Annotated in this window: 20 protein-coding genes and 1 tRNA gene; 13 read left to right on the top strand and 8 right to left on the bottom strand. The window is 72.6% G+C overall.

Annotated elements, in window-relative coordinates; all coding sequences use genetic code 11:
- Positions 1-27: 27 nt before the first annotated feature.
- Complete coding sequence (locus ACSMXO_RS41275; protein WP_455416082.1) at positions 28-738, bottom strand: B3/B4 domain-containing protein; 711 nt, start codon at positions 736-738, stop codon at positions 28-30.
- An 82-nt stretch (positions 739-820) separates the two neighbouring features.
- On the opposite strand from ACSMXO_RS41275, the gene pdxR reads away from it, so the two are divergent.
- From pdxR to ACSMXO_RS41255, 4 genes are all read left to right on the top strand, one after another.
- Entirely contained in the window at positions 821-2,335 is a 1,515-nt protein-coding gene (gene pdxR, locus ACSMXO_RS41270) for a MocR-like pyridoxine biosynthesis transcription factor PdxR (protein ID WP_455416081.1), read from the top strand.
- 30 nt (positions 2,336-2,365) lie between these two features.
- A complete protein-coding gene (locus ACSMXO_RS41265; protein WP_455416080.1) occupies positions 2,366-3,223 on the top strand; it encodes an SMP-30/gluconolactonase/LRE family protein in 858 nt (285 codons plus the stop codon).
- Between the two features lie 118 nt (positions 3,224-3,341).
- Complete coding sequence (locus ACSMXO_RS41260) at positions 3,342-5,654, top strand: ATP-binding cassette domain-containing protein (RefSeq protein ID WP_455416079.1); 2,313 nt, start codon at positions 3,342-3,344, stop codon at positions 5,652-5,654.
- Complete coding sequence (locus tag ACSMXO_RS41255; RefSeq protein ID WP_346263717.1) at positions 5,651-6,046, top strand: hypothetical protein; 396 nt, start codon at positions 5,651-5,653, stop codon at positions 6,044-6,046. The genes ACSMXO_RS41260 and ACSMXO_RS41255 overlap by 4 nt, the downstream gene beginning before the upstream one ends.
- 60 nt (positions 6,047-6,106) lie before the next feature.
- Here ACSMXO_RS41255 and ACSMXO_RS41250 read toward each other — a convergent pair whose 3' ends face one another.
- Positions 6,107-7,276, bottom strand: coding sequence for a low temperature requirement protein A (locus ACSMXO_RS41250; RefSeq protein ID WP_346263718.1), 1,170 nt, complete (start codon positions 7,274-7,276; stop codon positions 6,107-6,109).
- A 339-nt stretch (positions 7,277-7,615) separates the two neighbouring features.
- Here ACSMXO_RS41250 and ACSMXO_RS41245 point away from each other — a divergent pair, with 339 nt between their 5' ends.
- The 4 genes from ACSMXO_RS41245 to ACSMXO_RS41230 all read left to right on the top strand — a co-directional run bounded on the left by ACSMXO_RS41245 (position 7,616) and on the right by ACSMXO_RS41230 (position 10,915).
- Complete coding sequence (locus ACSMXO_RS41245; RefSeq protein WP_455416078.1) at positions 7,616-8,410, top strand: SigB/SigF/SigG family RNA polymerase sigma factor; 795 nt, start codon at positions 7,616-7,618, stop codon at positions 8,408-8,410.
- Between the two features lie 90 nt (positions 8,411-8,500).
- Positions 8,501-8,573: transfer RNA gene (locus ACSMXO_RS41240), tRNA-Lys, on the top strand.
- A gap of 102 nt (positions 8,574-8,675) precedes the next feature.
- Complete coding sequence (locus ACSMXO_RS41235; protein WP_455416077.1) at positions 8,676-10,277, top strand: sensor histidine kinase; 1,602 nt, start codon at positions 8,676-8,678, stop codon at positions 10,275-10,277.
- Complete coding sequence (locus ACSMXO_RS41230) at positions 10,268-10,915, top strand: response regulator transcription factor (protein WP_455416076.1); 648 nt, start codon at positions 10,268-10,270, stop codon at positions 10,913-10,915. The genes ACSMXO_RS41235 and ACSMXO_RS41230 overlap by 10 nt, the downstream gene beginning before the upstream one ends.
- Here the strand turns inward: ACSMXO_RS41230 and ACSMXO_RS41225 are convergent.
- Positions 10,905-11,048 (bottom strand): hypothetical protein, encoded by a 144-nt coding sequence (locus ACSMXO_RS41225; RefSeq protein ID WP_455416075.1) that lies wholly within the window; start codon positions 11,046-11,048, stop codon positions 10,905-10,907. The two genes, ACSMXO_RS41230 and ACSMXO_RS41225, sit on opposite strands and share 11 nt — an antisense overlap.
- A 27-nt stretch (positions 11,049-11,075) precedes the next feature.
- Here ACSMXO_RS41225 and ACSMXO_RS41220 point away from each other — a divergent pair, with 27 nt between their 5' ends.
- Positions 11,076-11,471, top strand: coding sequence for a hypothetical protein (locus ACSMXO_RS41220; RefSeq protein ID WP_455416074.1), 396 nt, complete (start codon positions 11,076-11,078; stop codon positions 11,469-11,471).
- A 55-nt stretch (positions 11,472-11,526) separates the two neighbouring features.
- Here ACSMXO_RS41220 and ACSMXO_RS41215 read toward each other — a convergent pair whose 3' ends face one another.
- From ACSMXO_RS41215 to ACSMXO_RS41195, 5 genes are all read right to left on the bottom strand, one after another.
- On the bottom strand, positions 11,527-13,629 hold the full coding sequence (locus ACSMXO_RS41215; protein ID WP_455416073.1) for a xanthine dehydrogenase family protein molybdopterin-binding subunit: 2,103 nt from the start codon (positions 13,627-13,629) through the stop codon (positions 11,527-11,529).
- Entirely contained in the window at positions 13,626-14,648 is a 1,023-nt protein-coding gene (locus ACSMXO_RS41210; RefSeq protein WP_346263612.1) for an FAD binding domain-containing protein, read from the bottom strand. Before ACSMXO_RS41210 ends, ACSMXO_RS41215 begins: the two co-directional genes overlap by 4 nt.
- Entirely contained in the window at positions 14,645-15,208 is a 564-nt protein-coding gene (locus ACSMXO_RS41205) for a 2Fe-2S iron-sulfur cluster-binding protein (protein WP_346263611.1), read from the bottom strand. Before ACSMXO_RS41205 ends, ACSMXO_RS41210 begins: the two co-directional genes overlap by 4 nt.
- Positions 15,209-15,272: 64 nt before the next feature.
- On the bottom strand, positions 15,273-16,646 hold the full coding sequence (locus ACSMXO_RS41200) for a hypothetical protein (protein WP_455416072.1): 1,374 nt from the start codon (positions 16,644-16,646) through the stop codon (positions 15,273-15,275).
- A 142-nt stretch (positions 16,647-16,788) separates the two neighbouring features.
- Positions 16,789-17,508, bottom strand: a complete 720-nt coding sequence (locus ACSMXO_RS41195) for a PP2C family protein-serine/threonine phosphatase (RefSeq protein WP_455416071.1) — start codon at positions 17,506-17,508, stop codon at positions 16,789-16,791.
- A gap of 64 nt (positions 17,509-17,572) precedes the next feature.
- Here ACSMXO_RS41195 and ACSMXO_RS41190 point away from each other — a divergent pair, with 64 nt between their 5' ends.
- The 4 genes from ACSMXO_RS41190 to ACSMXO_RS41175 all read left to right on the top strand — a co-directional run bounded on the left by ACSMXO_RS41190 (position 17,573) and on the right by ACSMXO_RS41175 (position 22,645).
- Entirely contained in the window at positions 17,573-18,592 is a 1,020-nt protein-coding gene (locus ACSMXO_RS41190) for an AAA family ATPase (RefSeq protein ID WP_455416070.1), read from the top strand.
- A gap of 342 nt (positions 18,593-18,934) precedes the next feature.
- A complete protein-coding gene (locus ACSMXO_RS41185; RefSeq protein ID WP_346263607.1) occupies positions 18,935-20,767 on the top strand; it encodes an SCO2524 family protein in 1,833 nt (610 codons plus the stop codon).
- Position 20,768: 1 nt separating this feature from the next.
- The gene (locus ACSMXO_RS41180; protein WP_318402143.1) at positions 20,769-21,686 is read left to right on the top strand and encodes an SCO2523 family variant P-loop protein; all 918 of its coding nucleotides are present in this window, start codon (positions 20,769-20,771) and stop codon (positions 21,684-21,686) included.
- Positions 21,686-22,645, top strand: coding sequence for an SCO2522 family protein (locus tag ACSMXO_RS41175; protein ID WP_346263606.1), 960 nt, complete (start codon positions 21,686-21,688; stop codon positions 22,643-22,645). The genes ACSMXO_RS41180 and ACSMXO_RS41175 overlap by 1 nt, the downstream gene beginning before the upstream one ends.
- Positions 22,646-22,649: the final 4 nt, after the last annotated feature.

Genomic DNA, 22,649 nt, shown 5'->3' with positions numbered 1-22,649 from the left:
GGCCCGCCGCCCCCGAACCGGCGGGCCTCAGGTGCCGAAGTCGAATCGGGGACTGTCCCGGCTCAGGATCGCGGTCGTCGGTTCGACCGACCAGAGCGTGGCCAGTTCGTCCGCCAGCGCGGCGGTGAGCTTCGGAACGTCGACCGGCGCCGAAGCGTGCAGCGCCTCGACGACGATCAGGACCTCGTCGGTGCCCTCCCGGACTGCCGAGTAGCCACTCTGCCGGTTGGTCCAGCGCCGGGCGTGGGCCCGACCGACGGCGTCGGCGAAGACGACCTCACCGGCGCCCGGATTCTCCGGCTCACCGGAGAAGGTCAGGTAGGTCTCGGTGCCGTCGGCCGGCCGTACCTCGATGCCTCCGGTGATCCGGGCGGTGTCGAAGACCGCGACCGGGATCGCGTAGCCGAGCGAGCCGGCGTTGCAGAGGTCGATCAGCGGATGGATCCGGGGCAGCGATCCCTCCCGGGCGAAGCGCCGGAGCAGTGCCTCCGCGGCGCACCGGTACTGCGTCGGCTTCAGCCCCATCCGGGAGAAGGCGCGGCGCCAGGCCCGGATCTCGGGCTGCTCGGCGGCCGGGCCCGTGACCAGGCGGGTCTCGGCGGCGGCGGTGAACGTGGCGATCACCGGGTCGACCGCCGGGCCGAGCGCGGTTCCCCGGGCGAGCCCGGTGGCGGCGACGACCCCGGCCACCAACTCGGGATGACCGGACCAGATCTGGGTCGAGTGCTGGAAGTACACGTGTCACCCCGTCGTTCGTACGCCCTCCGACGACCTGCGGCGGCGGTGTCGGTCCGCCCACTCTGCCCGGCACAATGGCCTGATGGACAGGGCCAAACAGGAAGCAGTCGACCGGTCCATACCCTCCGGCTCCGACTTCCTCCAGCTCGACATCGGGGAGGCGCCGGCCGGCGGGCGGGCCGACTGGCTCGCCAACCGGTTGCGGTCGGCGATCTCGGACGGCCGGGTACCGGTGGGCGGGCGCTTGCCGGCGACCCGGGTACTCGCCGCCGAGCTGGGCGTCTCCCGGGGCGTGGTCACCGAGGCGTACCAGCGGCTCGTCGAGGACGGCCACGTCACCGGCCGGGGCCGGGGCGGGACGGTCGTCGTCTCCGCCCCGGTCGACGCGCCGGCCGTGCCGTCCCCGTCCACCGGCACCCCGGCACCGGGCGCCGGGCCCTTCGCCACCGGCACCCCAGCAGCGGCCGCCGGACCCTTCGCCACCGATCCCCGCCCCGACACCTTCGACTCGCTCCGCGCCGCGCCGGCCCGGATCGACCTGACGCCCGGCGTACCCGATCTCGCCGCCTTCCCCCGCGCGGCCTGGCTGCGGGCCGAACGCGCCGTGCTGCACGACCTGAAGCCCGGCGACTTCGGCTACGGCGACCCGAGGGGTGCGCCGAGACTGCGGGTGGCCGTCGCGCACTGGCTGGCCCGCAACCGGGGGATCGGCGTGGACCCGGACGACGTGCTGGTGGTGGCCGGGGTCGCGCAGGCGCTGACCCTGCTCGGACAGGTATTGCCCGGGGACGGGGTGCGGACGGTGGCGGTGGAGGACCCGGGCTCGCTCGGGGTGCGGCAGCAACTGCGGAGCTGGCAACTGGCGACGCCGCCGATCCCGGTCGACGCCGGTGGGCTGCGCGTCGACGAGCTGGTGGCCAGCGGTGCCCCGGCGGTGATGCTGACCCCGGCACACCAGTTCCCGACCGGGGTGGTGCTGGACGGTGCCCGGCGGCGCGAGCTGATGCGCTGGGCGGCCGACGGCGGGTTGATCGTGGAGGACGACTACGACGCCGAGCACCGGTACGACCGGCCGCCCGTACCGGCGCTCCGGGCCGTGCTGCCCGAACAGGTCTGCTATGCCGGCAGCGTCTCCAAGCTGCTCGCCCCCGCCCTGCGGGTGGGCTGGCTGCTCGCGCCGAGCCGGTACCGCGCCGCCCTGGTCGACGCCAAGCGGACCGCGGATCTCGGCAACGCCGCGCTGCCGCAACTGGTGCTGGCCGAGCTGATCGAGTCGGGGGCGCTGGAGCGGCAACTGCGGTTCCTCCGGCGTCGCCACGTCCGGCGCCGGGACGCGATGATCGCCGCGATCCGGACCCACCTGCCGGACGCGGTCGTGCACGGCGCGGCGGCGGGACTGCATCTCATGATCACCTTTTCCAGTGGCGTCGACGACGTCGAGCTGGCGACGGCGGCGCTGGCCCGGGGCGTCAAGGTGCAGCCGCTCTCCTGGCACCGGCAGCGTCCCGGCCCGCCCGGACTGGTGCTCGGCTACGCCGCCAACACCACCGCCGAGATCTCCGACGGCATCGCCGCCGTCGGCGCCGTACCGCGCTGACATGATCGAGGCTGTCGAAAGGAGTGCGACGTGGTGGACGCGACGCAGGTGACGGACCCGTGCTGCCAGCATGCCGAGGGACCGGTGTGGGATCCCCGGACGGGCCGGCTGTTGTGGGTGGACATGCTGGCCGGTGACGTACTGACGATGACGCCCGGGACGGCGCGGGTGGACCGGCACCACGTCGACACCGTGGCGGCGGTGGTCCGGCCCCGGGCCGGTGACGGCTACCTGGTCGCGGTCGAGCGCGGGTTCCTGTTCACCGACGCGCAGCTCCGGCCGGTACGCCGGCTGCCCGACCTCTGGACCGGTCCGGACCTGCGGATGAACGAGGGCGGCGTCGATCCGGCCGGCCGGTTCTACTGCGGCTCGATGGCGTACGACACCCGGCCGGGTGCGGCGGCGCTCTACCGGCTGGACGCCGACCTGGTGGCCCGGCGGGTACTCGCCGACGTCACCATCTCCAACGGCATCGCCTGGTCTCCCGACGGCACCCTGGCGTACTACGTCGACACCCCGACCCAGCGCATCGACGTCTTCGACTACGACCCGGACGAGGCGATGCTGACCGGCCGGCGGCCGTTCGTGCGGATCGAGCCGTCCGACGGCGCCCCGGACGGGCTGACCGTGGACGCCGAGGGCGGGGTGTGGGTCGCGCTCTGGGGCGGCGGCGAGGTGCGCCGCTACGCGCCGGACGGCCGGCTCGACGTACGGATGACGCTGCCGGCCCGCCAGGTCACCGCCTGCACCTTCGGTGGGCCGGAGCTGCGGGACCTCTACGTCACCACCTCGCGGCTCGGCCTGGCCGACCCGGAGCCGGCCGCCGGGGCGCTGTTCCGGGCCAGCCCCGGGGTCGCCGGGCTGCCGGTCACCCCGTTCCAGGACTGAGCCGCCGCCCCGGGCGGTCACCTGAGGTTGCGCCGGCGAGTTGAGACTTTCAGCCCTCGTGACGGAGGCTCGTGGTCGAAGAGTTTAAACGTCGAAGTTCAACGATACAGTTGAGGGAATGAGTGTCGTTGAATCTCCGGCGCAGAGTGCGCCGATCGCCGAGTGGATCCGGGTCACCGGAGCCCGCGAACACAACCTCGCGGCCGTCGACGTCGAGATCCCCAAGCGCAGGCTGACCGTCGTCACCGGCGTCTCCGGGTCGGGGAAGTCGTCGCTGGTCTTCGAGACGATCGCCGTCGAGGGCCAGCGACAGATGACCGAGATGCTGCCGATGTTCGTCCGCAACTTCCTGCCGAGTTCCGCCCGCCCGGCCGTCGACCTGATCGAGCACCTGCCGGCGACGGTCGCGATCGACCAGCGACCGCTCACCGGCGGGCCGCGGTCCACCGTCGGCACCATCACCGACATCGCCCCGCTGCTGCGGCTGCTCTTCGCCCGGGTCGGCGAGCCGTTCGTCGGTTACCCCGACGCGTTCTCGTTCAACATGCCCGCCGGGATGTGCCCGGAGTGCGAGGGCCTCGGCGAGGTCACCGACGTCGACCTGGCCGCCTTCCTCGACCCCACCCGGTCGCTCAACCAGGGGGCGCTGCTCGCCCCGACCTTCAAGGTGGGCAGCCGGGACTGGCACCTGCTCGTCGCGTCGGGCCGGCTCGACCCGGACAAGCCGGTGTCGGCGTACTCCGAGCGGGAACTCGACGACCTGCTGTACGCCACCGACGGCACGGTGCCGCTGGAGGTCGCCGGGTCGACGCTCAACCTGAGCTACGAGGGCGCGGTGGTGAAGTTCCGCCGGCGGTACCTCGACCAGCAGTCCGAGCCGGCGGAGCGGACCCGGCGGATGGTGCGGGACTACACCACCACGGTCCCGTGCCGGGCGTGCGGCGGCAGCCGGCTGTCGCCGCTGGCGCTGTCCAGCCGGGTCGGCGGGCACACCATCGCCGAACTCTGCGCGATGGAGGCGGAGGAGCTGCTCGGCGTACTGGCCGGGCTGGAGGTGCCGGCGGCCAAGCCGGTGCTGGACACCCTGGTTGCCCAGGTCGGGCACCTCGTGGAGATCGGGCTCGGCTACCTGAGCCTCGACCGGCGTACCGGCACGCTCTCCGGGGGCGAGTCCCAGCGGGTCAAGATCGTACGACACCTCTCCAGCAGCCTGAACGATTTGCTGTACGTCTTCGACGAACCGAGCGTCGGGCTGCACCCCCGGGACGTGCACCGGCTCACCAACCTGCTGCGCACGCTGCGGGACAAGGGCAACACGGTACTGGTGGTCGAGCACGACCGCGACGTGATCGCGGCGGCGGACCACGTCCTCGACCTGGGACCGGGTGCCGGTACGGCAGGCGGCCGGGTGGTCTACGCCGGCGGGGTCGGCGCGCTGGCCGGGGCCGACACCCTGACCGGCCGGGCGATGACCCGGGGCACCCGGCTGAAGGAGGCGGTACGCACCCCGACCGGGGTACTGCCGATCGTCAACGCCCGCACGCACAACCTGTGCGACCTCAGCCTCGACATCCCGGCCGGTGTGCTCACCGTGATCGCCGGGGTGGCCGGCGCGGGCAAGTCGAGCCTGGTGGGCGGCGCGTTCCGGGTCCAGCATCCGGAGGCGGTGATCGTCGACCAGTCGATGCCGCACGCCAACCGCCGGTCCACCGCCGTCACCTACACCGGGGTCGCCGACCAGATCCGGGCCGAGTTCGCCCGGGCCAACCGGGTCAGCCCGGCCCTGTTCAGCGCCAACTCCTCGGGTGCCTGCACCACCTGCGCGGGGCTGGGCGTGGTGCAGACGGACTTCGGCGCGCTGGAGGGCGTCTCGCTGGTCTGCCAGACCTGCGACGGCCGCCGGTTCTCCGACGAGGTGCTGGGCTACCGGCTGCACGGGCGGACCATCAGCGACGTGCTGGAGATGACTGTCGCGCAGGGGCGGGAGTTCTTCGCCGGCAACCGCCGGATCGCACCGGTGCTGGCGGCGATGGCCGACGTCGGGCTGGACTACCTGCGGCTCGGCCAGCCGCTGACCAGCCTCTCCGGTGGCGAGTGCCAGCGGATCAAGCTCGCCACGCACCTGCACGGCGGTGCCCCGGCGTACGTGCTGGACGAGCCGACCACCGGGCTGCACATGGCGGACGTGGGGCGGCTGCTGGGCGTACTGGACCGGCTGGTCGACGAGTACGCGGCGACCGTACTCGTGATCGAACACAACCTGGACGTCGTCGCGCACGCCGACTGGGTGGTGGAACTCGGTCCGGAGGGCGGCAGCCGGGGTGGCCGGGTGCTGTACCAGGGTGAGCCGCGCGGCCTGATCGAGCGGGACGGCTCGCCGACCGGCGTGCACCTGCGCCGGGCGCTCGGTGTCGCGGAGGTGACGGCATGACCCCGGTACCCGACGAGGACCGTCGCCGGTTCGCGGCCGACGTCGCCGAGACCGCCGGGGCGGTGGCCGAGCTGCTCGGCGCGTACCAGTTGCGGCCCGGCACGCCGTTCCCGGTGGCCGAGGTGCTGCCACCGCTGACCGTGCGGCACCGCGCCCTCCAGGCGGCGGTCGACGGGTACCCCGGACCGCTGTCCGTGGACCCGACCGGCCGGCCCGAGCCGCTGGGCCAGGAACTCGCCGGCCTGATGAGCTGGCTACAACTGCTCCAGGTGATCTACCGAGGGCTGGACGACATCCCGGAGCCGCTGCGGGTCACCGCCGGCCGGAGCTTCTCCGCCGCGCACCTCGCCGCCCGCCGGGTACGCGACCGGGCCCGCCGGCTGGCCGGCTGACGACTCCCGGCCGGCGCACGCCCGGTCGCCGGTCGACGCCTCGGTCTGCTGCCGCAGCCGCTACGCCTCGATCCGTTCCTTGCCGAACCGGATGATGAGCCGGCTGACCACCGCCGCGTAAACGATCATCAGCACCGCGAGCAGCGGCATCAGGGCGAGCGGCGGCGGCACCAGGGCGACGGCGCCGACCAGCCCGATGGCGACCGCTGCGATCCCCAGCCGCAGCGGTGGCACGGTGCCCAGCGCGATACGTTGCAGGGCCAGGCCGCCGACCATCCAACTGGCCAGCGAGACGGCCAGCAGCAGGCGGAGCATCTGGGGCAGGTCCTCCCGGCCGGCCCCGACCTCGCGGACGGCCTGTCCCAGGCACCAACCGAGCAGCAGCAGTGTGCAACCGATCGCACCCTGCACGGTCGCGTAGCCGAGGCCGGCGCTCAACCGCGAGGTGGTCAGCCCCATGGTCACGAAGGTGGTGTAGACCCACCACACCGACGCGGGAATGAGGAACGCGGTTATCCCCACCACGACGACCGCCGGCGACGGCCGGGTCGGCACCGCGCCGATCAGGTCGGTCAGGCTGACCCCGAGCAGGATGATGGTGAACTGCCCGATCCGCTCCGGCAGGTGTGACGGATGGACGGGATGCTGGACCAGCCAGCGGCGGCCGAGCCATGGGGTCAGCAGTTCGACGACCAGCCCGATCAGCCAGAGCATTGGACGGTGGCGCGCCGGTACGGCGAGCGAGGCGACCCAGAACACCAGGCCCGCGCTGAACCCGATGAAGTAGACGGTGGTCAGCCGGCGTGCGGTGGCGCCGGTGCCGCGGACCCGCAGGTAGAGCACCAACAGGGTGCCCCGGACCACGAGGTAGCCGATCGGCAGCAGCAGGGTCTCCGGAGCGTCCCTGACGCCGATCGCCATGATGCCCGCCCCGACCATGCCAAGGAGTACGACCAACCGGTGGCCGAGGTCGTCGGGGTCGAACCGGGTGTCGTAGAACGCCTGCCCGACCCAGGCCCACCAGACGATCACGAAAAGGCCGGCGGTCCGGAGGATCTCGTCGACGTCGGGTACCGCATCGGTGAGCCGGTTCTGCACGGCGGCGAGGGCCAGTACGAAAACCAGGTCGAAGAAGAGTTCGAGCCAGGAGGCGTGCCGCGCCTCCTCCTCGCCGGGCAGGGACTCGGGATCCAGCCCCCAGCGCTGGATGATCCGACGCGGCCGGATCACGCCGTGCCCCCGCCGCCGGTCCGACCCGCCGGGCCTGGTACGCGGTGCGGCCTCCAGCTCACAGCCGGTAATCCTCCCGCGCGCGGTGGGTCGGGTGTGGTGGATCGGCGAATTCCGTTCGTCCGGCGGATCGGCGGCAGACCTGCACCGAGCAAGCGCTAATATGCTCGGCTTTTTCCATAACTATCCCTTTTGTGCATCAGCCGTTCGGCTAGCCTCAACCAATACCAACGGGCTAAGGTGATGCCTGAACAGCCACACAACAACCCACCACCCGACCACCCGAACACCCACCAGACAACCCCATCCCCGCCACAACCCAGTGCAGGGAGGACCACCATGACCACCACCACAACCACCACCCGGGCCGACAACCCCACCCTCACCGACACCGCCACCGACCTACTCCACGCCATGACCGCCCTACCCACCCACCACCCCTCCCGACCCACCCTCCGCGACAAAGCCATCGAAGCCTGGCTCCCCCTCGCCCACCACCTCGCCCACCGCTACAGCGGACGCGGCGAACCCACCGACGACCTCACCCAAACCGCCGCCGTCGGCCTCATCAAAGCCATCGACAAATGGGACCCCACCCGCGGCGTCGACTTCGCCGGCTACGCCATCCCCACCATCATCGGCGAACTCAAACGACACTTCCGCGACCGCACCTGGGACATCCGCGTCCCCCGCCGCCTCCAAGAACTCCGCCTCGCCATCAGCGAAGCCAACAGCACCCTCCTGCAAACCCTCGGCCGCTCCCCCACCATCACCGACATCGCCACCCACCTCCACCTCACCGAAGAAGAAATCCTCGAAGGACTCGAAGGCGCCCGCGCCTACAACGCCGTCTCCCTATCCACCCCCACCGGCGACGGCGACCGCACCACCGAACTCGGCGACCTCCTCGGCACCGAAGACAACGAATACGAACTCGCCGAACTCCGCGTCGCCCTCGGCCCCGCCCTCGCCACTCTCGACGAACGCGAACAGAAAATCCTCACCCTCCGCTTCTACGGCAACCTCACCCAATCCCAAATCGCCGAACACATCGGCGTCTCCCAAATGCACATCAGCCGCCTCCTCACCCGCGCCCTCACCAAACTCCGCGGCCAACTCGCCGACACGTACTGACCGGTGCCGGGCCGCCCAGGGCCGGGCGGCCCGCCGGCCGGTTATCCCCGGGGCAGACCGGGCACCGTCCGGTACTCTGTACGGGCTAGCGGGCTGTTAGCTCAACCGGCAGAGCAGCGGACTTTTAATCCGCGGGTTCTGGGTTCGAATCCCAGGCGGCCCACCGCAGACGACCTGGACCTGCCCCTTCGGCCGGTGACCGGTACCGTCGAGGTACGGCAACACCGGGTCCGGAGGTAGTGCGCTGCTGGCGGTCGCGATCGGCGTGGGCCTGAGCTTCGTGGTGGCGGGCCTGGTCGGTTGGCGGGCACGTCCGGGCAACCGGACCGGTCCGCTGCTGGTCGCCGTCGGCCTGGCATGGTGGCTCGCCAAGCTTCCCGTTCCGCTGTCGCTGCCCGACGGTCTCGCCGTGGTACGCGCCGGACTCTGGGCCGCCGTGCTGGCCCACCTGGTGGTGGCCTTCCCGTCCGGGCGGCTGGCGACGTCGGCACCGCGCCTGGTGGTGGGGTTGACCTATCTGGGCGTCGCCGTGGTCGGTACGTTGACCGCGCTGCGAACCGGGACCGCGAGCGGCGCGGCCGGGCGGACCGGCGGGGCCGAGTTGGCCGGTACGGCAGAGCCGGCCGGCGGCGCGGGCGGGATCGCCGTCGTCGCGGTACTGCTGGGCGGCTCGGCCGTGGTCGGCCTGCAACTCCTGCGCTGGCGCCGGAGCAGCACCACCCGACGCCGCTACCTCAACCCGATGTTCGGCACCGCCGTGCTGGCGGTGGCGATGTTCGTGGTGGTGAAGCCGGCGACGATCGCCGGCCGGGACGTCGCGGTACTCACCGTCGGGCTGCACCTCGGGTTGCTGGCGGTGCCGCTGGGATACCTGGCCGGACTGCTGCGTCGTCGCGTCGACCGGGGTGGGGTGGCGGACCTGGTCGTCCGGCTGCACGCCGCACCGCGTACCGGGGGCATCGCGGAGACGCTGTCCCGGGCCCTGCACGATCCGACCCTGCGGATCGGCTACTGGGCACCGGAGTCCGGCCGCTACGTCGACATCGAGGGCCGTACGGTGACGCCGCCGGAGGAGGGGGCGACGGACCGGGCGGTCACCCGGATCGACCGTGCCGGGGAGCCGGTCGCGATACTCGTGCACGACCGGGCGTTGGCGGAGGAGCCGGAGTTGATCGAGGCCACCTGTGCGGCGGCGGGGCTGGCGCTGGAGAACGAGCGGCTCACCGCCGACCTGCGGGCCCGGGTCCGGCAACTCGCCGACTCCCGGCTGGCGCTGCTGCGTGCGGGCGAGGCGGAACGGCGCCGGCTGGAGCGGGACCTGCACGACGGCGTACAGCAACGGTTGCTGGCGATCCCGCTGACGCTGGGGCTGGCCGGGTCGGCGCTGTCCACCGACCCGGAGCGGGCCGCCGGGCTGATCGCCGAGGCGCGCAGCGGGACGCTGGCGATCCTGGCCGAGCTGCGGGCGCTGACCCAGGGACTGCATCCACCGCTGCTGACCGAGCGCGGCCTGGCCGGTGCGGTACGCGAGCTGGCGGCACTCTCGCCGGTACCGCTGCGGCTGCCGGACGACATTCCCGACCGGTTGCCGGCAGAGGTGGAGACGATCGCCTACTACGTGGTCGCCGAGGCACTGGCGAACATCACCAAGCATGCGGCCGCGGCAACGGCCGAACTGCGGATCGGGCGGCGCGACGGGCGGCTGGTCCTGGAGATCGGGGACGACGGCCGGGGCGGCGCGGATCCGGCGGGCGGGTCCGGGCTGCGCGGGCTGGCCGACCGGGTCACCGTCGTCGGCGGCTCCTTCGAGCTGGCGAGCCCGGCCGGCGGCGGTACCCGGATCCGGGCGGTGCTGCCGTGCGGGTAGCGCTGGCCGAGGACAACACGCTGCTGCGGGAGGGGCTGGTCCGGCTGCTCACCGAGGCGGGTTTCACGGTGGTCTGCGGTGTCGAGGACGCGACCGCGCTGCTGGCCGAGGTGGCGAGGCACCGACCGGAGGTGGCCGTCGTCGACATCCGGCTGCCGCCGACGCGTACCGACGAGGGGTTGCGGGCGGCCCGGGAGATCCGGCGCCGCCATCCGGCGACCGGGGTGCTGGTGCTCTCGCAGTACGTCCGGGTCAGCTACACCGTGGAACTGCTCGACGGCGGTGCGCGCGGAGTCGGCTACCTGCTCAAGGACCGGGTCTCCGACCTGGCGGAGTTCGCGGCGGCGGTCCGGCGGGTCGGCGCCGGCGGCACGGCGTTCGACCCGGTCGTCATCGACCAGCTCGTCGGGCGGCGGGACCGCGACGACGATCCGCTGCGCGGGCTGAGTGACCGGGAGCGGGGCGTCCTCGCACTGATGGCCGAGGGGCGGACCAACCAGGCGATCGCGGAACGGCTCGACATCGCCGAGCGGACCGTGGAGAAGCACTGTACGAACATCTTCGCCAAGCTGGCCCTGCCCGCCTCGCCCGACGACCACCGCCGGGTACTCGCCGTGCTGCGCTATCTCAACGGCTGACCGCGTATCCGCCCCGCCGTCGCGCCCGGCCGAGGTACGGGTAGCCGCACCAGCCGGGTACGGCCGGCCCGGTGCGCAGGGCGTACTGGCTCGCTTCCGCCGGCCGCCGCGCGGGCCGCAGACTCGTCGCCATCGGTTAAGGATTCCGGAGGGGATGACGATGGCTGGTCCGCTTGTCGGAAGACTGGACACGGTGACGGTGGCCCGGGGCGCCGCCGCCGCGTTGACGGTGGTGATGGTCTGGTATTTCGCGACCTCGGACGCGCTCCGGTCGGACAACCCGTTCCTGGTACCCGACCTGCTGGTGCTGGTCTTCGCGCTGGGGTCGTCGCTGCTGCCCCGCCGGGCGGCCGTACCAGTGATGATCTTCACGTTCGGCTGGGCGGCGGGCGTCTTCACCACGTCGCTGTTCCACTACGTGGTCCGGGGTGAGTTTCCGGTGGACCACATCTTCCTGATCCTGCCCGCCCTGGTGATGGCGGTGCTGCTCGGCCGGCTCGCGGCGGGGCGGGTCCCGGTGCCGGAGCGCCCCCGGCCGGCACCCGCGCGGGTCTGACCGGAGCGGCCCGCCCGGGTCCGGCCGCCGCCGCTCCCGGGCACCGCGCGCACCGTCAGCCGAGGGGCAGCCGGTCCACCAGCTTGTCGAGCTGGATCGGCAGGGTACGCAGCCGCAGCCCGGTCGCGTGGTGCACCGCGTTGGCGACGGCCGCCGCCGAGCCGACGATGCCGATCTCGCCCAGCCCCTTGATGCCGAGCGGGTTCCCCCGATCCTCGTCCGGCACCCAGTACGCCTCGATCCGCTCCACGTCCGCGCAGGCGGTGACGTGGTACGTGGCCAGGTCCCGGTTAACCCAGTCGCCGAACCGCTGGTCGAGCAGCCCCTCCTCGTGCAGGGCCATGGAGATCCCCATGGTCATCCCGCCGATCAACTGGGACCGGGCGGTGGTCGGGTTCACCACCCGGCCGACGGCGAAGACCCCGAGCATCCGGGGGACCCGGATCTCGCCAGAGTCGACGTTCACCCGGGCCTCGACGAAGTGCGCGCCGAAGGCGTACCGGGGGGCGCGGGGGAGTGCGGCGGTCTCCTCGGCGGTGTCGACCCGTACCGAGAGGCCGTCGGGCGGGGCGGTGCCGCCGTACCGCTCGTCGAGCCGTCGGCGCAGGCCCCGGCAGGCCCGGTCCACCGCCAGGCCCCAGCCGGCGGTGCCGGTCGAGCCGCCGGCGACGTACGCCGGGGGAAGGTCGCTGTCCCCGATGCTGATCGCGACCCGGTCGCCGGGCACCCCGAGGGCGTCCACGGCGATCTGCCACAGCGCGGTCCGGGCGCCGGTACCGATGTCGGTGGCGTTGATCCGCACCTGGTACGTCCCGTCCGGGCCGGCCGCCGCCTCGGCGGACGCGCCCGGGGTCCGGGCCGGATAGATCGCGCTGGCCATGCCGGTGCCGACCAGCCACCGGCCCTGCCGGCGTACCCCCGCAGCGGGATCGCGGTCCGCCCAGCCGAACCGCCGGGCCCCGTCCCGGAGGCAGGCCGCCAGGTTGCGGCTGCTGAACGGGACACCCTCCTCCGGATCGACCTCGGTGTCGTTGCGCAGCCGCAGCTCGACCGGGTCGACCCCGCAGGCCACCGCCAGCTCGTCCATCGCACACTCCAGCGCGAACGATCCCGGGCACTCGCCGGGGGCGCGCATCCAGGACGGCGTCGGTACGTCCAGCCGGGCGAGCCGGTGTGTCGTCCGGCGGTGCGGTGCCGCGTACAGCGCCCGGGTGAGTACGGCGGTCTGCTCGGCGAACTCGATGCTGGTGGAGCTCTGGCTGATCGCGTCGTGGCAGATCGCCGCGAGCCGGCCGTCGGCGTCGGCGCCGAGCCGGATCCGCTGGATGACCGGGGTGCGGTAGCCGACCGGGCCGAAGATCTGCTGCCGGGTCAGGGCCAGCCGCACCGGCCGGCCGACCTGCCGGGCCGCCATCGCGGCCAGCACCGGCGTGCACCGGGGCGAGCCCTTGCTGCCGAAGCCGCCGCCGACGTGCTCGGCGGCGACCCGGACCGTCTCGGCGGGCAGCTCGAAGAGCCGGCCGAGGGCGGCCTGGACATCCGTGCTGCCCTGGCTGGAGTCGTGCACCAGCAGCCGGCCGTCCGCCCAGGACGCCGTCGCGGCGTGCGGCTCCATCGGGTTGTTGTGGTACGCCGGCGTCCGGTACGTCTGGTCGAGCCGCACCTCCGCCGCCTGGTAGCCGCTGTCGAAGTCGCCCACCCAGGTGTCGGTGGGGTACGCCGGGTTGACGTGGTCCGGCTTGTAGAGGCTCGGATGCCGCTCGGTCAGCACGCTGCTGTGCGGTTCGGTGTCGTAGTCGATCCGGACCAGTTGGGCACCCTCCCGGGCCGCCTCCAGCGACTCGGCCACCACCACCGCCACGATCTCGCCCCGGTAGCGCACCCGGGGCTGCTGGAGCAGCAGCAGTTCCGGGCTCTGCGCCGGGTTCAGCCGGGGCGCCGTCTCGTAGGTCAGCACCGCCAGCACCCCTGGCTCGCGCATCGCCGCCGTGGTGTCGATCCGGATGATCCGTCCCTTTGCCACGCTGGACTGCACCGCCCAGCCGTACGCCAGCCCGTCCGCCGGGTGCTCCACCGCGTACCGGGCGGTGCCGGTGACCTTCTCCCGGCCCTCCAGCCGGGGGTGCGCCCGGCCGACGGCGGCGGCCGGCGCGCTCACCGGTGCACCTCGGCCGACCCGCTCGCCGGGTCCGCGGGTTGCTCGACCAGCTCCGCCAGGGTCCGCACGGTCAGGTTGCGGATCAGCGGGACCTTGAAGGCGTTGTGCGCCAGCGGCCGGGCGGCGGCGAGTTCCTCCTCGGCGGCGAGCCGGAAGGTCTCCTCGGTCGCCGGCTGCCCGCGCAGCGCCGCCTCGGCCAGCCGGGGCCGCCAGGGCCGGTGCGCGACCGCGCCCCAGCCCAGCCGGACGTCCCGGACCAGCCTCCCGTCCAGGTCGATCGCCGCCGCGACCGAGCCGGCGGCGAAGGCGAACGAGGCCCGGTCCCGCGCCTTCCGGTACGCCGAGCGGCGCGCGAACGGCAGCGCCGGGATCCGTACCGCGGTGACCAGCCCGCCAGCGGCCAGGGTGGTCTCCAGGTCCGGCCGCTCGCCGGGCAGCCGGTGGAACTCGGCCAGCGGGATGTCCCGGGCGCCGCCCGGCTCCAGCACCTCGACCACGGCGTCGAGGGCGACCAGCGCGACCGCCATGTCCGAGGGGTGGGTGGCGACGCACTGCGGTGACCAGCCGAGGATGGCGAGTTCCCGGTTCTGCCCCTCCAGCGCCGAGCAGCCGGCCCCGGGCTCGCGCTTGTTACACGGCCGGCTGACGTCCTGGAAGTAGTAGCAGCGGGTGCGTTGCAGCAGGTTGCCGCCGACGGTCGCCATGTTGCGCAGCTGCCCACTCGCCCCGGCCAGCAGCGCCCGGGCCAGCATCGGGAAGTCCCGCCGGACCGTCGGGTGCGCGGCCAGGTCGCTGTTGCGGACCGTGGCGCCGATCCGGAGCCCGCCGTCCGGCAGCGACTCGACCGAGTCCAGCGGCAGCCGGGTGACGTCGACCAGCAGCCCGGGCCGGGCCACCCCCAGCTTCATCAGGTCGACCAGGTTCGTGCCCCCGCCGAGGTAGGCCGCGTCCGGTTCACCGGCCACCAGCGCCACCGCCCGGCCCGGGTCGGTGCTCCGCTCGTACCGGAAGCTCCTCATCGGACGCCCTCGGCCGCCGCGGCCTCCCGGATCGCCGAGACGATGTGCGGGTACGCCGCGCAGCGGCAGATGTTGCCGCTCATCCGCTCCCGGATCTCCGGGTCGGTGAGTCCGTCCGGGCCGGCGGCCAGGTCGGCGGTGACCTCGCTCGGCCAGCCCCGGCGTACCTCGTCGAGCATGCCGAGGGCGGAGCAGAGCTGGCCGGAGGTGCAGTAACCGCACTGGAAGGCGTCGTGCTGGACGAAGCAGCTCTGCAACGGGTGCAGTTGCCCGTCCTCGGCCAGTCCCTCCACGCTGACCAGGTCGGCGCCGTCCGCGGCGACGGCGAAGACCAGGCAGCTCTTCACCCGCCGGCCGTCGAGCAGCACCGTGCAGGAGCCGCACTGGCCGTGGTCGCAGCCCTTCTTCGCGCCGATCAGCCCCAGGTGTTCGCGGAGCGTGTCGAGCAGGGTGGTCCGGTTGTCGAGGTCGAGTTCGTGCGGTCTGCCGTTGACGGAGAGCCGTACCGGCGACCGGTGCGGCGGCTCGGGAAGGTCGGTACCCGGACTGGTTTGCACCATATGTCGAGATTACCGAGCGGGGCTGCCGGCGCGGGACCAATGAACCTTTTCCGGTGGCTGCCGCTCACTCGGCCCGGGTCGGCTGCGGCGGGAACCGCCAGACCCGTACATCGCCGAACTGGGTGCGGCAGGCGAGCGCCCCGGTCCTCACCTGGCAGGAGGAGAGCGCGAACGGCAGCGGGTCCAGCGGGCGGACCGCCGTACCCTCCGGATCGAGCAGGCCCAGCCAGGTGCGGAGGCCGCTGCGGGTCCGGCGCAGCAGCAGTGGACCGGTCGAGGAGAAACCGTTGGCCTCGGTCCACCCGGTCAGGTCCAGCACGGTACGCCCGGTGCGCGGGTCCACCGCCCGGCGGACGGTGCCGTCCAGGCCGTATTCCACGAGGTGGACGCCGTGCGGGGTCAGCCACACCTGATCGGTGAACCGCCACACGGTGTCGCCGGTGACCGGATCGAGCCCCTCGACGGCCCTCGGGTCGTGGCGGCCCAGGCACAGCACCGGCCCGCACACGTTGACGGACCCCTGGTCCGCCGGCATGGCCCGGATCCATCGACGCTGCCGGAGATCTGCCGAATAGACGGCGACGTGCGACTCGAACCGCACCAGCAGCGAGTCGCCGGTCACCTCCGCGTACCGGGGCGGGCTGGCCGCCGAGTCGAGCCGCTGAAGGACCGCTCCGGTGCGGAGGTCGCGCAGTTCGAGCCGGCCGTCCCGGTGCCCGGTCAGCAGGGCGGTGGGCCGCCCGGCGGCGGCCGGCACGGTGGCGATGCCGGCGACCAGCGGGGAGGTCCACAGGTCCCGGCCGGTGTCGAGGTCGATCACCCGGCCGGTCTCCCCGAGCGACGGCGCCGTGTACATGCCGCCACCCCCGGACCCGCGGTAGATCGGGGTGGTCACCGGCGGCGGGTTGTCGGGATCGACCCGTGAGCCCGGCGGGAAGACCTCCTCGACGGCCAGCGCGACCCGCACCTCGGGCAGCACGGTCAGGTGGGACTGCACCGACAGGCGCGTCTGCCCGGTGTCGGCATCCAGGACGACGGTCTGGAAGGGGCGGTTCTGCGGCTGACCCTCCTCCACCACCATCAGCAGCCCGCCGTGCGGATAGAGCCCCACCTGCTGCTCGATCCGGTACGTGCCGCTCCAGAGCTGCCGCCCCCGCCCCAGGTCGTACGCGCTGACCCGGTGCGCGCCGCCGCCGAGCGGCTCGGTGACGAAGAGCCGGTCACCGGACAGGGTGAAGTCGCCGCCGCCGTCCAGCGGCGCCCGGTAGAGCTCGGTCAGCAGCGGCGCCACGGGTGGCGCCGCACCGCCCGCGCCGAGCACCAGCGCACCGGCCAGCACCAGTGCGGTCGACCGGAGCCGCCGCCGGCGCAACCGGCGGGGCGGAACCGGGCCGGCCGGCGCGTCGTAGCGCTCCTCGCCGAGGTCGATCACGGCCACCGTGCCGCCCCCTCCCGCCCGGGCCGATCGCGGCCGGGTCGGCCATGTGATGGGGCAATTATTCAACCTGAACGGTGCGGCGCGGGCACTCCCGACTTCCACCCGTGGCCGCGACGGACCGCGAGGGGAGGTCGAAGAGGGCTCACTCGGCGGTCACGTCCGCCACCACCAGCGTCACGTTGTCCGGGGCACCCGCCTGGTGGGCGAGCTTGACCAACTGTCGCGCGCACTCCTCGCGGTCGGGGAAGCCGGCCAGCGTCGCGGCGATGGCGTCGTCGTCGACCACGTCGGAGAGGCCGTCGCTGCACAGCAGCAGCCGGTCGTCCGGCTGGGCGATGAGCGCGACGGTGGCCGGTTCGAGGTGGCCGCCCTGCACTATCCGGGTGACCAGGGACCGCTGCGGGTGCCGCCGAGCCTCCTCCGGAGTCAACCCACCCTGGTCGACGAGCGCCTGTACGAAGGTGTCGTCCCTGGTGAGCTGTGCCAGCCTGCCGGCCCGCAGCAGATAGCCCCGGGAGTCGCCGACGTGCGCGACCGCGAGCCGGCGGCCGGCGAGCAGCATCGCGGTGATGGTGGTGCCCATCCCCTCGGTGGCCTGGTCGGCGACGGTCACCGCACGGATCTGGGCGTTGGCCGCACCGATCGCGTCCAACAGGGCCGCCACGGGTTCCGCGTCGGGCGCGGACCGCTCCACCGGGGCCAGGCTGCTGATCGCGATCTCGCTGGCCACCTCGCCGGCCGGCGCGCCACCCATGCCGTCGGCGACGGCGATCAGGCGGTTCCCGGCGAACGCCACGTCCTCGTTGTTCGGCCGGACCAGGCCAGGGTCGCTGACGGCCAGGCTGCGCAGGACAAAGGTCATACCGTGCAGCTTGCCCCGAGATCCACGGCAAAGTCACTACGCAGTACTGCGTAGGGTTGGACGAATGATGCCGGTCTCCATGGTCGGGCGTGCCGGCGAACTGGCCGAGTTCGCCGCCGCCTGGGCCACGGTCGCCGGTGGCTCTCGCCGGGCCGGCTGCGTGGTGGTCACCGGCGCCGCCGGGGTGGGCAAGAGCCTGCTGATCAGCGCCGCCCTCGACGGCCTCTCGCCCCGACCGGTGACCATCCTCACCGGTACCGCCCGGGTGCACACCCCGGCCCCGTACGACTGGCTCGCCGCCGCGCTCAGCGGTCGGGACACCAGCGAGCTGCCGCTGCCGCCGGACGCGCTGGCCTGGCTGGCCCAGCATCCGAACGCGCCCCGGGAGCGGTACGCCCCGGACGCCCTGTTACGCCTAGCGGTACGCACCGTACGGGCCCTGGTTGGTGCCGGGCCGGCGGTACTGGTGGTGGAGGATCTGCACGCGCTCGACCCGGCCAGCCTCAACCTGGTCGGCGAGCTGGCCACCGCACCGGATCTGCCGGCCCTGCTGCTGGTGGGCAGCCGGCCACCGGAGGAGGCGGTGTCGCCCCGACTGGTCGCGGCCACCCTGGCCCGGCTCTCCGGAGCGCCGGGTGCGATCCGGCAGCATCTCGGCCCGCTGGGCCGGCCGGACGTGGCCGCCGTGCTCGGTCAGGTCTACCCCGGACTGCCGGTGCCGCCGGCCGTTGTCGAAGCGCTGTGGCGGCGTACCGGCGGCAACCCGTACCGGCTGGTGGAACTGCTGGTCGCGGAGCGGGGGCGGCGACCCGAGGAACTCGTCGCCGAGCCGGTGAACCTGCGGCTGCTCGTCGAACCGCCACCGGCGCCGACCGCCGAGCTGACCGGCCGGGAGATCGAGGTGCTGTCCTGTCTGGCCGCCGGCATGTCCAACAAGCAGGTGGCCCGCTCGCTCGGCATCTCGGTACGGACGGTCACCGTGCACGTCTCCAACCTGCTCCGCAAGACCGGCTCGGCGTCGCGTACCGAGGCGGCGCTCTGGGCGGTACGCCAGCAGCTCACCGACCCGGCCCGGCACGGCTGAGCCGACCCGCGGCGCCCGGGTTCGCCGGACGACGTTCCTGGTGGGCGGCTCGCCGAGGTGTTCCGCCCGCCTTGACGCGTACGCCATCATTGATGGATAGGCCCGAGATGCGAAGGGGGTGGCCGCGGTGAAGCGTGGCACCACTGTGGAGAGGCCGACCAGTGCGGCGTTGACCAGCGTCTTCCTTTGATTCGTGCCCGGTCGTGGAGCCGGGGCTACCGCAGCCGGTCGGTCGCGTCTCTATCATCGAGGCACGTGCGGGAGCCGCGAGGTCTTCCCGACGTACAACATGAGTGCCGCTCGACCTAGCCGGTGTTTTTCGCGGATGGTGGTGCACGATAGATGAGGATCCAGCCCCGTCAGGAGCTACTGGAGATCTGGGCGGCCACCGTCCGGTCGAGCTGGCAGGACGGAAAGTGGCAGTGGGGCGGGCGGGACGGCCCGAACTCGATTAGTGACGCCGAGCAGTTGCTCTGCATCCTGCTGCCGGCCACCCAGGCGGACTTCGGACTTGACCGTCCCGACGAGACCGCCGAGGAAATGATCAGGGCGCTGCGCCCGCTCGGCACCGCCACCCAGATTCCCCGGGTACTGATCCAGGTGCTCACCGAGTATTACCAGCGCTACACCGACAAATCGGGGACGCCGGTCTTCTCCGGCCGAACATATTTCCAGACCGACGGCGGCGAGCCGTCCGAGCAGCAACTCGACCTCGACATCGTCGACTCGTTCGCCATGTCGATCACACTCTCCCTGGCTGCCATCGGTTTCGCCCGGGTCTTCCGCACCGTGGTACGCCGTGAGGAGATCCTCCGGGAGATCGACGAACTGGAGCACATGGCGAGCGCCCGGCTCTCCGCCGCCATGGTGGGTCTGCTGCGCAGTTTCGCGGTGAACGTCTTCGACGTCGACTCCGACGAGGGCCAGGCGCTGGTCCGTACCCTCAACCAGAGCAACCTGCCGCAGCGGCAGATCGTCGCGCAGTTGCGCCGCCGGCTGCGGCAGACCATCGCGAGCTTCCGCGAGGTCATGATCGGTTCTGGCCAGGTGGCCGACCTGGACAGTCCGAACCGGCTCTTCGAGTGCGGCTGGTCCTGGGGCATCGTCCGGGAGGCGCCGGAGGTCGAGACGACCGAGTCGGTCGGCCAGCAGCCGTCGGGTGTGGCGCCCGAGGAGCCCTACCTCTACTTCACCGTCATCGCGATCGACGCGATCGAGGAACTCTTCACCGAGCGGACCCGGATCCTCGGCCTGCTCAACGAGGAACAGCAGCGGCTGTCCCGGGCGCTGCAACTGCGGTGGGACCTGACCCGGGGCTACTGGGCCACCGTCGCCACCTTCGGCGACGGCCACCGCTGGCCGCTGGAGGACATCCCCTGGCGGACCACCGACCGGGACGCCACCGACTACTACACCCTGCTGGTGACCTCACTGGCGGTCAAGGGTCTGGTGGTCGAGCGCGGTGCCGACGCCGATCTTAGCCGGGTCGGTGCGGTGCTGGAGGAGTTGGCCAACCGGGCGCGGATCACCCGCCGGCCGTTCGACCAGGACCCGGCGCTCACGCTGCACTCTCCCGGCGTACGGATGACCCTGCAGAACAGCGACAAGCTCGGCGGGCCGACGCTGCGCTGGGCGGTGACCGAGTTCTCCGCGCTGCTGTTGCAGCGCACCGCGTACATCGCCGGCCTGCTCAGCGATGCCGACCAGCGGGCCAGGATGCTGGAACTCGCCGACCGGGTCTGGGACCATCTGGTGCTCCGCCGTCTCGAACGTGGCGCCGGCCGTAGCCTGTGGGACCAGCCGGCCCGGGTGTTCCAGCAGTTCGACGAATACCACGACGAGCCATCGTGGTATTACACCGAACGGGTGGTGCAGTCACTGGTCACCACCGTACGCGTGCTGCGTCGGCCGCCGCTGCGCAGCGACCGGCTCACCATGCACGCGCTGGACCTGCTCAACGAGGCCGAGCACCTCTACGACGTGGAGCTGCTGGCCGGCGCGGCGGAGGCGGGTCCGAAGATGCAGCAGACCCTCCAGGTGGTCCGGGTCAACCTGCGACGGGCCCGGGAGATCGTGCACGAGCGGCCCGGCACGGCGGCGGCGCTGACCAGCTCGGTACTGCGCCGGTTGGACGAGTTGAACGCGGCCCGGCGCGACGTCGCGGAGGCTGGCTGAAATGCTGATCTTCGCGGCCTCCGACAAGGGCGGCACCGGGCGCTCGGTCACCAGCAGCAACATGCTCTACCGGAGCGCGTTGCAGGGCAGCGACGTCTGCTATCTCGACTTCGACTTCGGGTCGCCGACGGCCGGCGCGATTTTCAACATCGACTCCGCCGTGCACGGCACCACCCGCGGCGGGCTGCACGACTATCTGGACGGCGCCCTGGCCGAGCCGCAACGGATCGAGGTGTGGACCGAGTCCGACCGGCCCAGCCTGCGCAACCGGCCGCCCGGCGCGGGCCGGCTGGTGCTGCTGCCCGGCGACAGCGGCGGCGGGGAGTTCCCGGCCACCCGGGAGCGGATCGAGCGCTGCGCCCGGCTCTTCCTGCGGCTGGAGGAGGAGTTCGACCTCAGCCTCGTCGACCTGAGCGCCGGCCGGTCGTACGCCACCCAGATGGTGCTGGCCGCCACCGCCATGCCGGAGTTGAAGTCGGTACGGTCGCGCTGGCTGGTCTTCCACCGCTGGACCCGGCAGCACGTCCTCGCCGCCTCGGGGCTGGTCTACGGCACCCGGGGCATCCTGGACGCCGGCACCCGGGCCGGACACGACTACGAGGACCTGATCAACCGGCTCCGGTTCGTGCGTACCGCCGTGGTCGACCCGGACTCGCCCGAGCTGGAGGGGCTGCGGCCGGCGCAGGTGGCCTGGCTGCGGGAGTGCAACCAGGACCTGCTGGAGCTGGCCAGCAACAACCGGGTGGGCCGGACGATGCTGATCGGCTCCGTGCCGCTCGACCCGGTGCTGCAATGGCGCGAGCAGCTCATCTCCGACAACGACGTGTACGCGCGCAAGATCGCAAACCTGGAGACCGTGGAGGCCTTCTCGGCACTGGCAAAGCTCATCGTCGACGACGCGGCCTGGGAGATGCTGTGATGAGACCGGATGTGACCTTCGAGGAGACGGCGGCCAGACGCAGCGTCGAGTCCGTTCCGCTCTCGCACCTCTCCGTCGAGCTGGGCCACCTCTACATCGAGGAGTTCGCCGGCGGTATCGACCAGCTTCGCCGGCACTTCGCCCGGGTTGCGCCCTGGGCGGCGGCGGCCCGGCAGACCTGCGCCGACCGGATGCCGGGCGGCCGAGCCCGGATCAGCACCTGCTTTCTGATCGACGACTACTTCACCCGGTTCAGTACGCCCCGGGTGGTGATGGAGCAGGTACGCGAGGCCGCGCAGGAGACCGGGCTGGTGATCGACTACTTCGCCCGGGAGGCCGGCTGCGCCCAGGCCGACGACATCCCGCTCGCCGAGCTGGTGCTCACCCAGCTTGTCTCCGATCCGGTCCCGGAGACCACCGGGGACCGCCCGCCGACCTCGGAGACCGGCTGGCTCTGCAACGGCAAGCGGTCGCCGGTCTCCGGCCCCGGTCAGGCGATGAGCGCCGGCCGGGCCTGGCAGCCGCCGGTGCAGAACGCGGCGAACCGGCACTCCATCTTTATGGACGTCGAGCTGTGGGACTACGAGGAAAACGGCCAGCGGCGCTGGTCCTGCCCGTTCCTGGCGGCCGTCTGGCAGCTCATGCGGCTGGGCCTGCTGCGGCACGAGGGCGAGGGCGTGACCAATCCCTACCAGCTTGACGACTGGCCGGACGACTGGGACGAGATGCCGGCGGTGGTCAAGCTCAACCCGCACGCCGCGCCGTTCAGCGCGTATCGGACCTTCTCCGTGCTCGGCTCGCGCTTCCTGCCGATCGAGCACGCCGTCCGGACGATCCTGAGCCAGGTCTCGATCAGCCCGGCGGTGCTGGACCAGATACAGACCCGCAGCCGCAACGAGCACATCGACCTGCCCAAGGACCTGGTCGAGCGGACGGAGTACGTCTTCGTCGGCGACTGACCGT

The organism is Plantactinospora sp. DSM 117369, assembly GCF_053764795.1.
The sequence above is the reverse complement of the archived record's forward strand: the minus strand, read 5'-3'. Positions and strand labels throughout refer to the sequence as shown.

What these genes read in the sequence shown, in the direction of transcription:
- pdxR (WP_455416081.1), top strand. Translation starts at nt 821, where the DNA reads ATGGACAGGGCCAAACAGGAAGCAGTCGACCGGTCCATACCCTCCGGC.
- ACSMXO_RS41260 (WP_455416079.1), top strand. Translation starts at nt 3,342, where the DNA reads ATGAGTGTCGTTGAATCTCCGGCGCAGAGTGCGCCGATCGCCGAGTGG.
- ACSMXO_RS41255 (WP_346263717.1), top strand. Translation starts at nt 5,651, where the DNA reads ATGACCCCGGTACCCGACGAGGACCGTCGCCGGTTCGCGGCCGACGTC.
- ACSMXO_RS41245 (WP_455416078.1), top strand. Translation starts at nt 7,616, where the DNA reads ATGACCACCACCACAACCACCACCCGGGCCGACAACCCCACCCTCACC.
- ACSMXO_RS41225 (WP_455416075.1), bottom strand. Translation starts at nt 11,048, where the DNA reads ATGGCGACGAGTCTGCGGCCCGCGCGGCGGCCGGCGGAAGCGAGCCAG.
- ACSMXO_RS41220 (WP_455416074.1), top strand. Translation starts at nt 11,076, where the DNA reads ATGGCTGGTCCGCTTGTCGGAAGACTGGACACGGTGACGGTGGCCCGG.
- ACSMXO_RS41210 (WP_346263612.1), bottom strand. Translation starts at nt 14,648, where the DNA reads ATGAGGAGCTTCCGGTACGAGCGGAGCACCGACCCGGGCCGGGCGGTG.
- ACSMXO_RS41205 (WP_346263611.1), bottom strand. Translation starts at nt 15,208, where the DNA reads ATGGTGCAAACCAGTCCGGGTACCGACCTTCCCGAGCCGCCGCACCGG.
- ACSMXO_RS41195 (WP_455416071.1), bottom strand. Translation starts at nt 17,508, where the DNA reads ATGACCTTTGTCCTGCGCAGCCTGGCCGTCAGCGACCCTGGCCTGGTC.
- ACSMXO_RS41190 (WP_455416070.1), top strand. Translation starts at nt 17,573, where the DNA reads ATGATGCCGGTCTCCATGGTCGGGCGTGCCGGCGAACTGGCCGAGTTC.
- ACSMXO_RS41185 (WP_346263607.1), top strand. Translation starts at nt 18,935, where the DNA reads ATGAGGATCCAGCCCCGTCAGGAGCTACTGGAGATCTGGGCGGCCACC.
- ACSMXO_RS41180 (WP_318402143.1), top strand. Translation starts at nt 20,769, where the DNA reads ATGCTGATCTTCGCGGCCTCCGACAAGGGCGGCACCGGGCGCTCGGTC.
- ACSMXO_RS41175 (WP_346263606.1), top strand. Translation starts at nt 21,686, where the DNA reads ATGAGACCGGATGTGACCTTCGAGGAGACGGCGGCCAGACGCAGCGTC.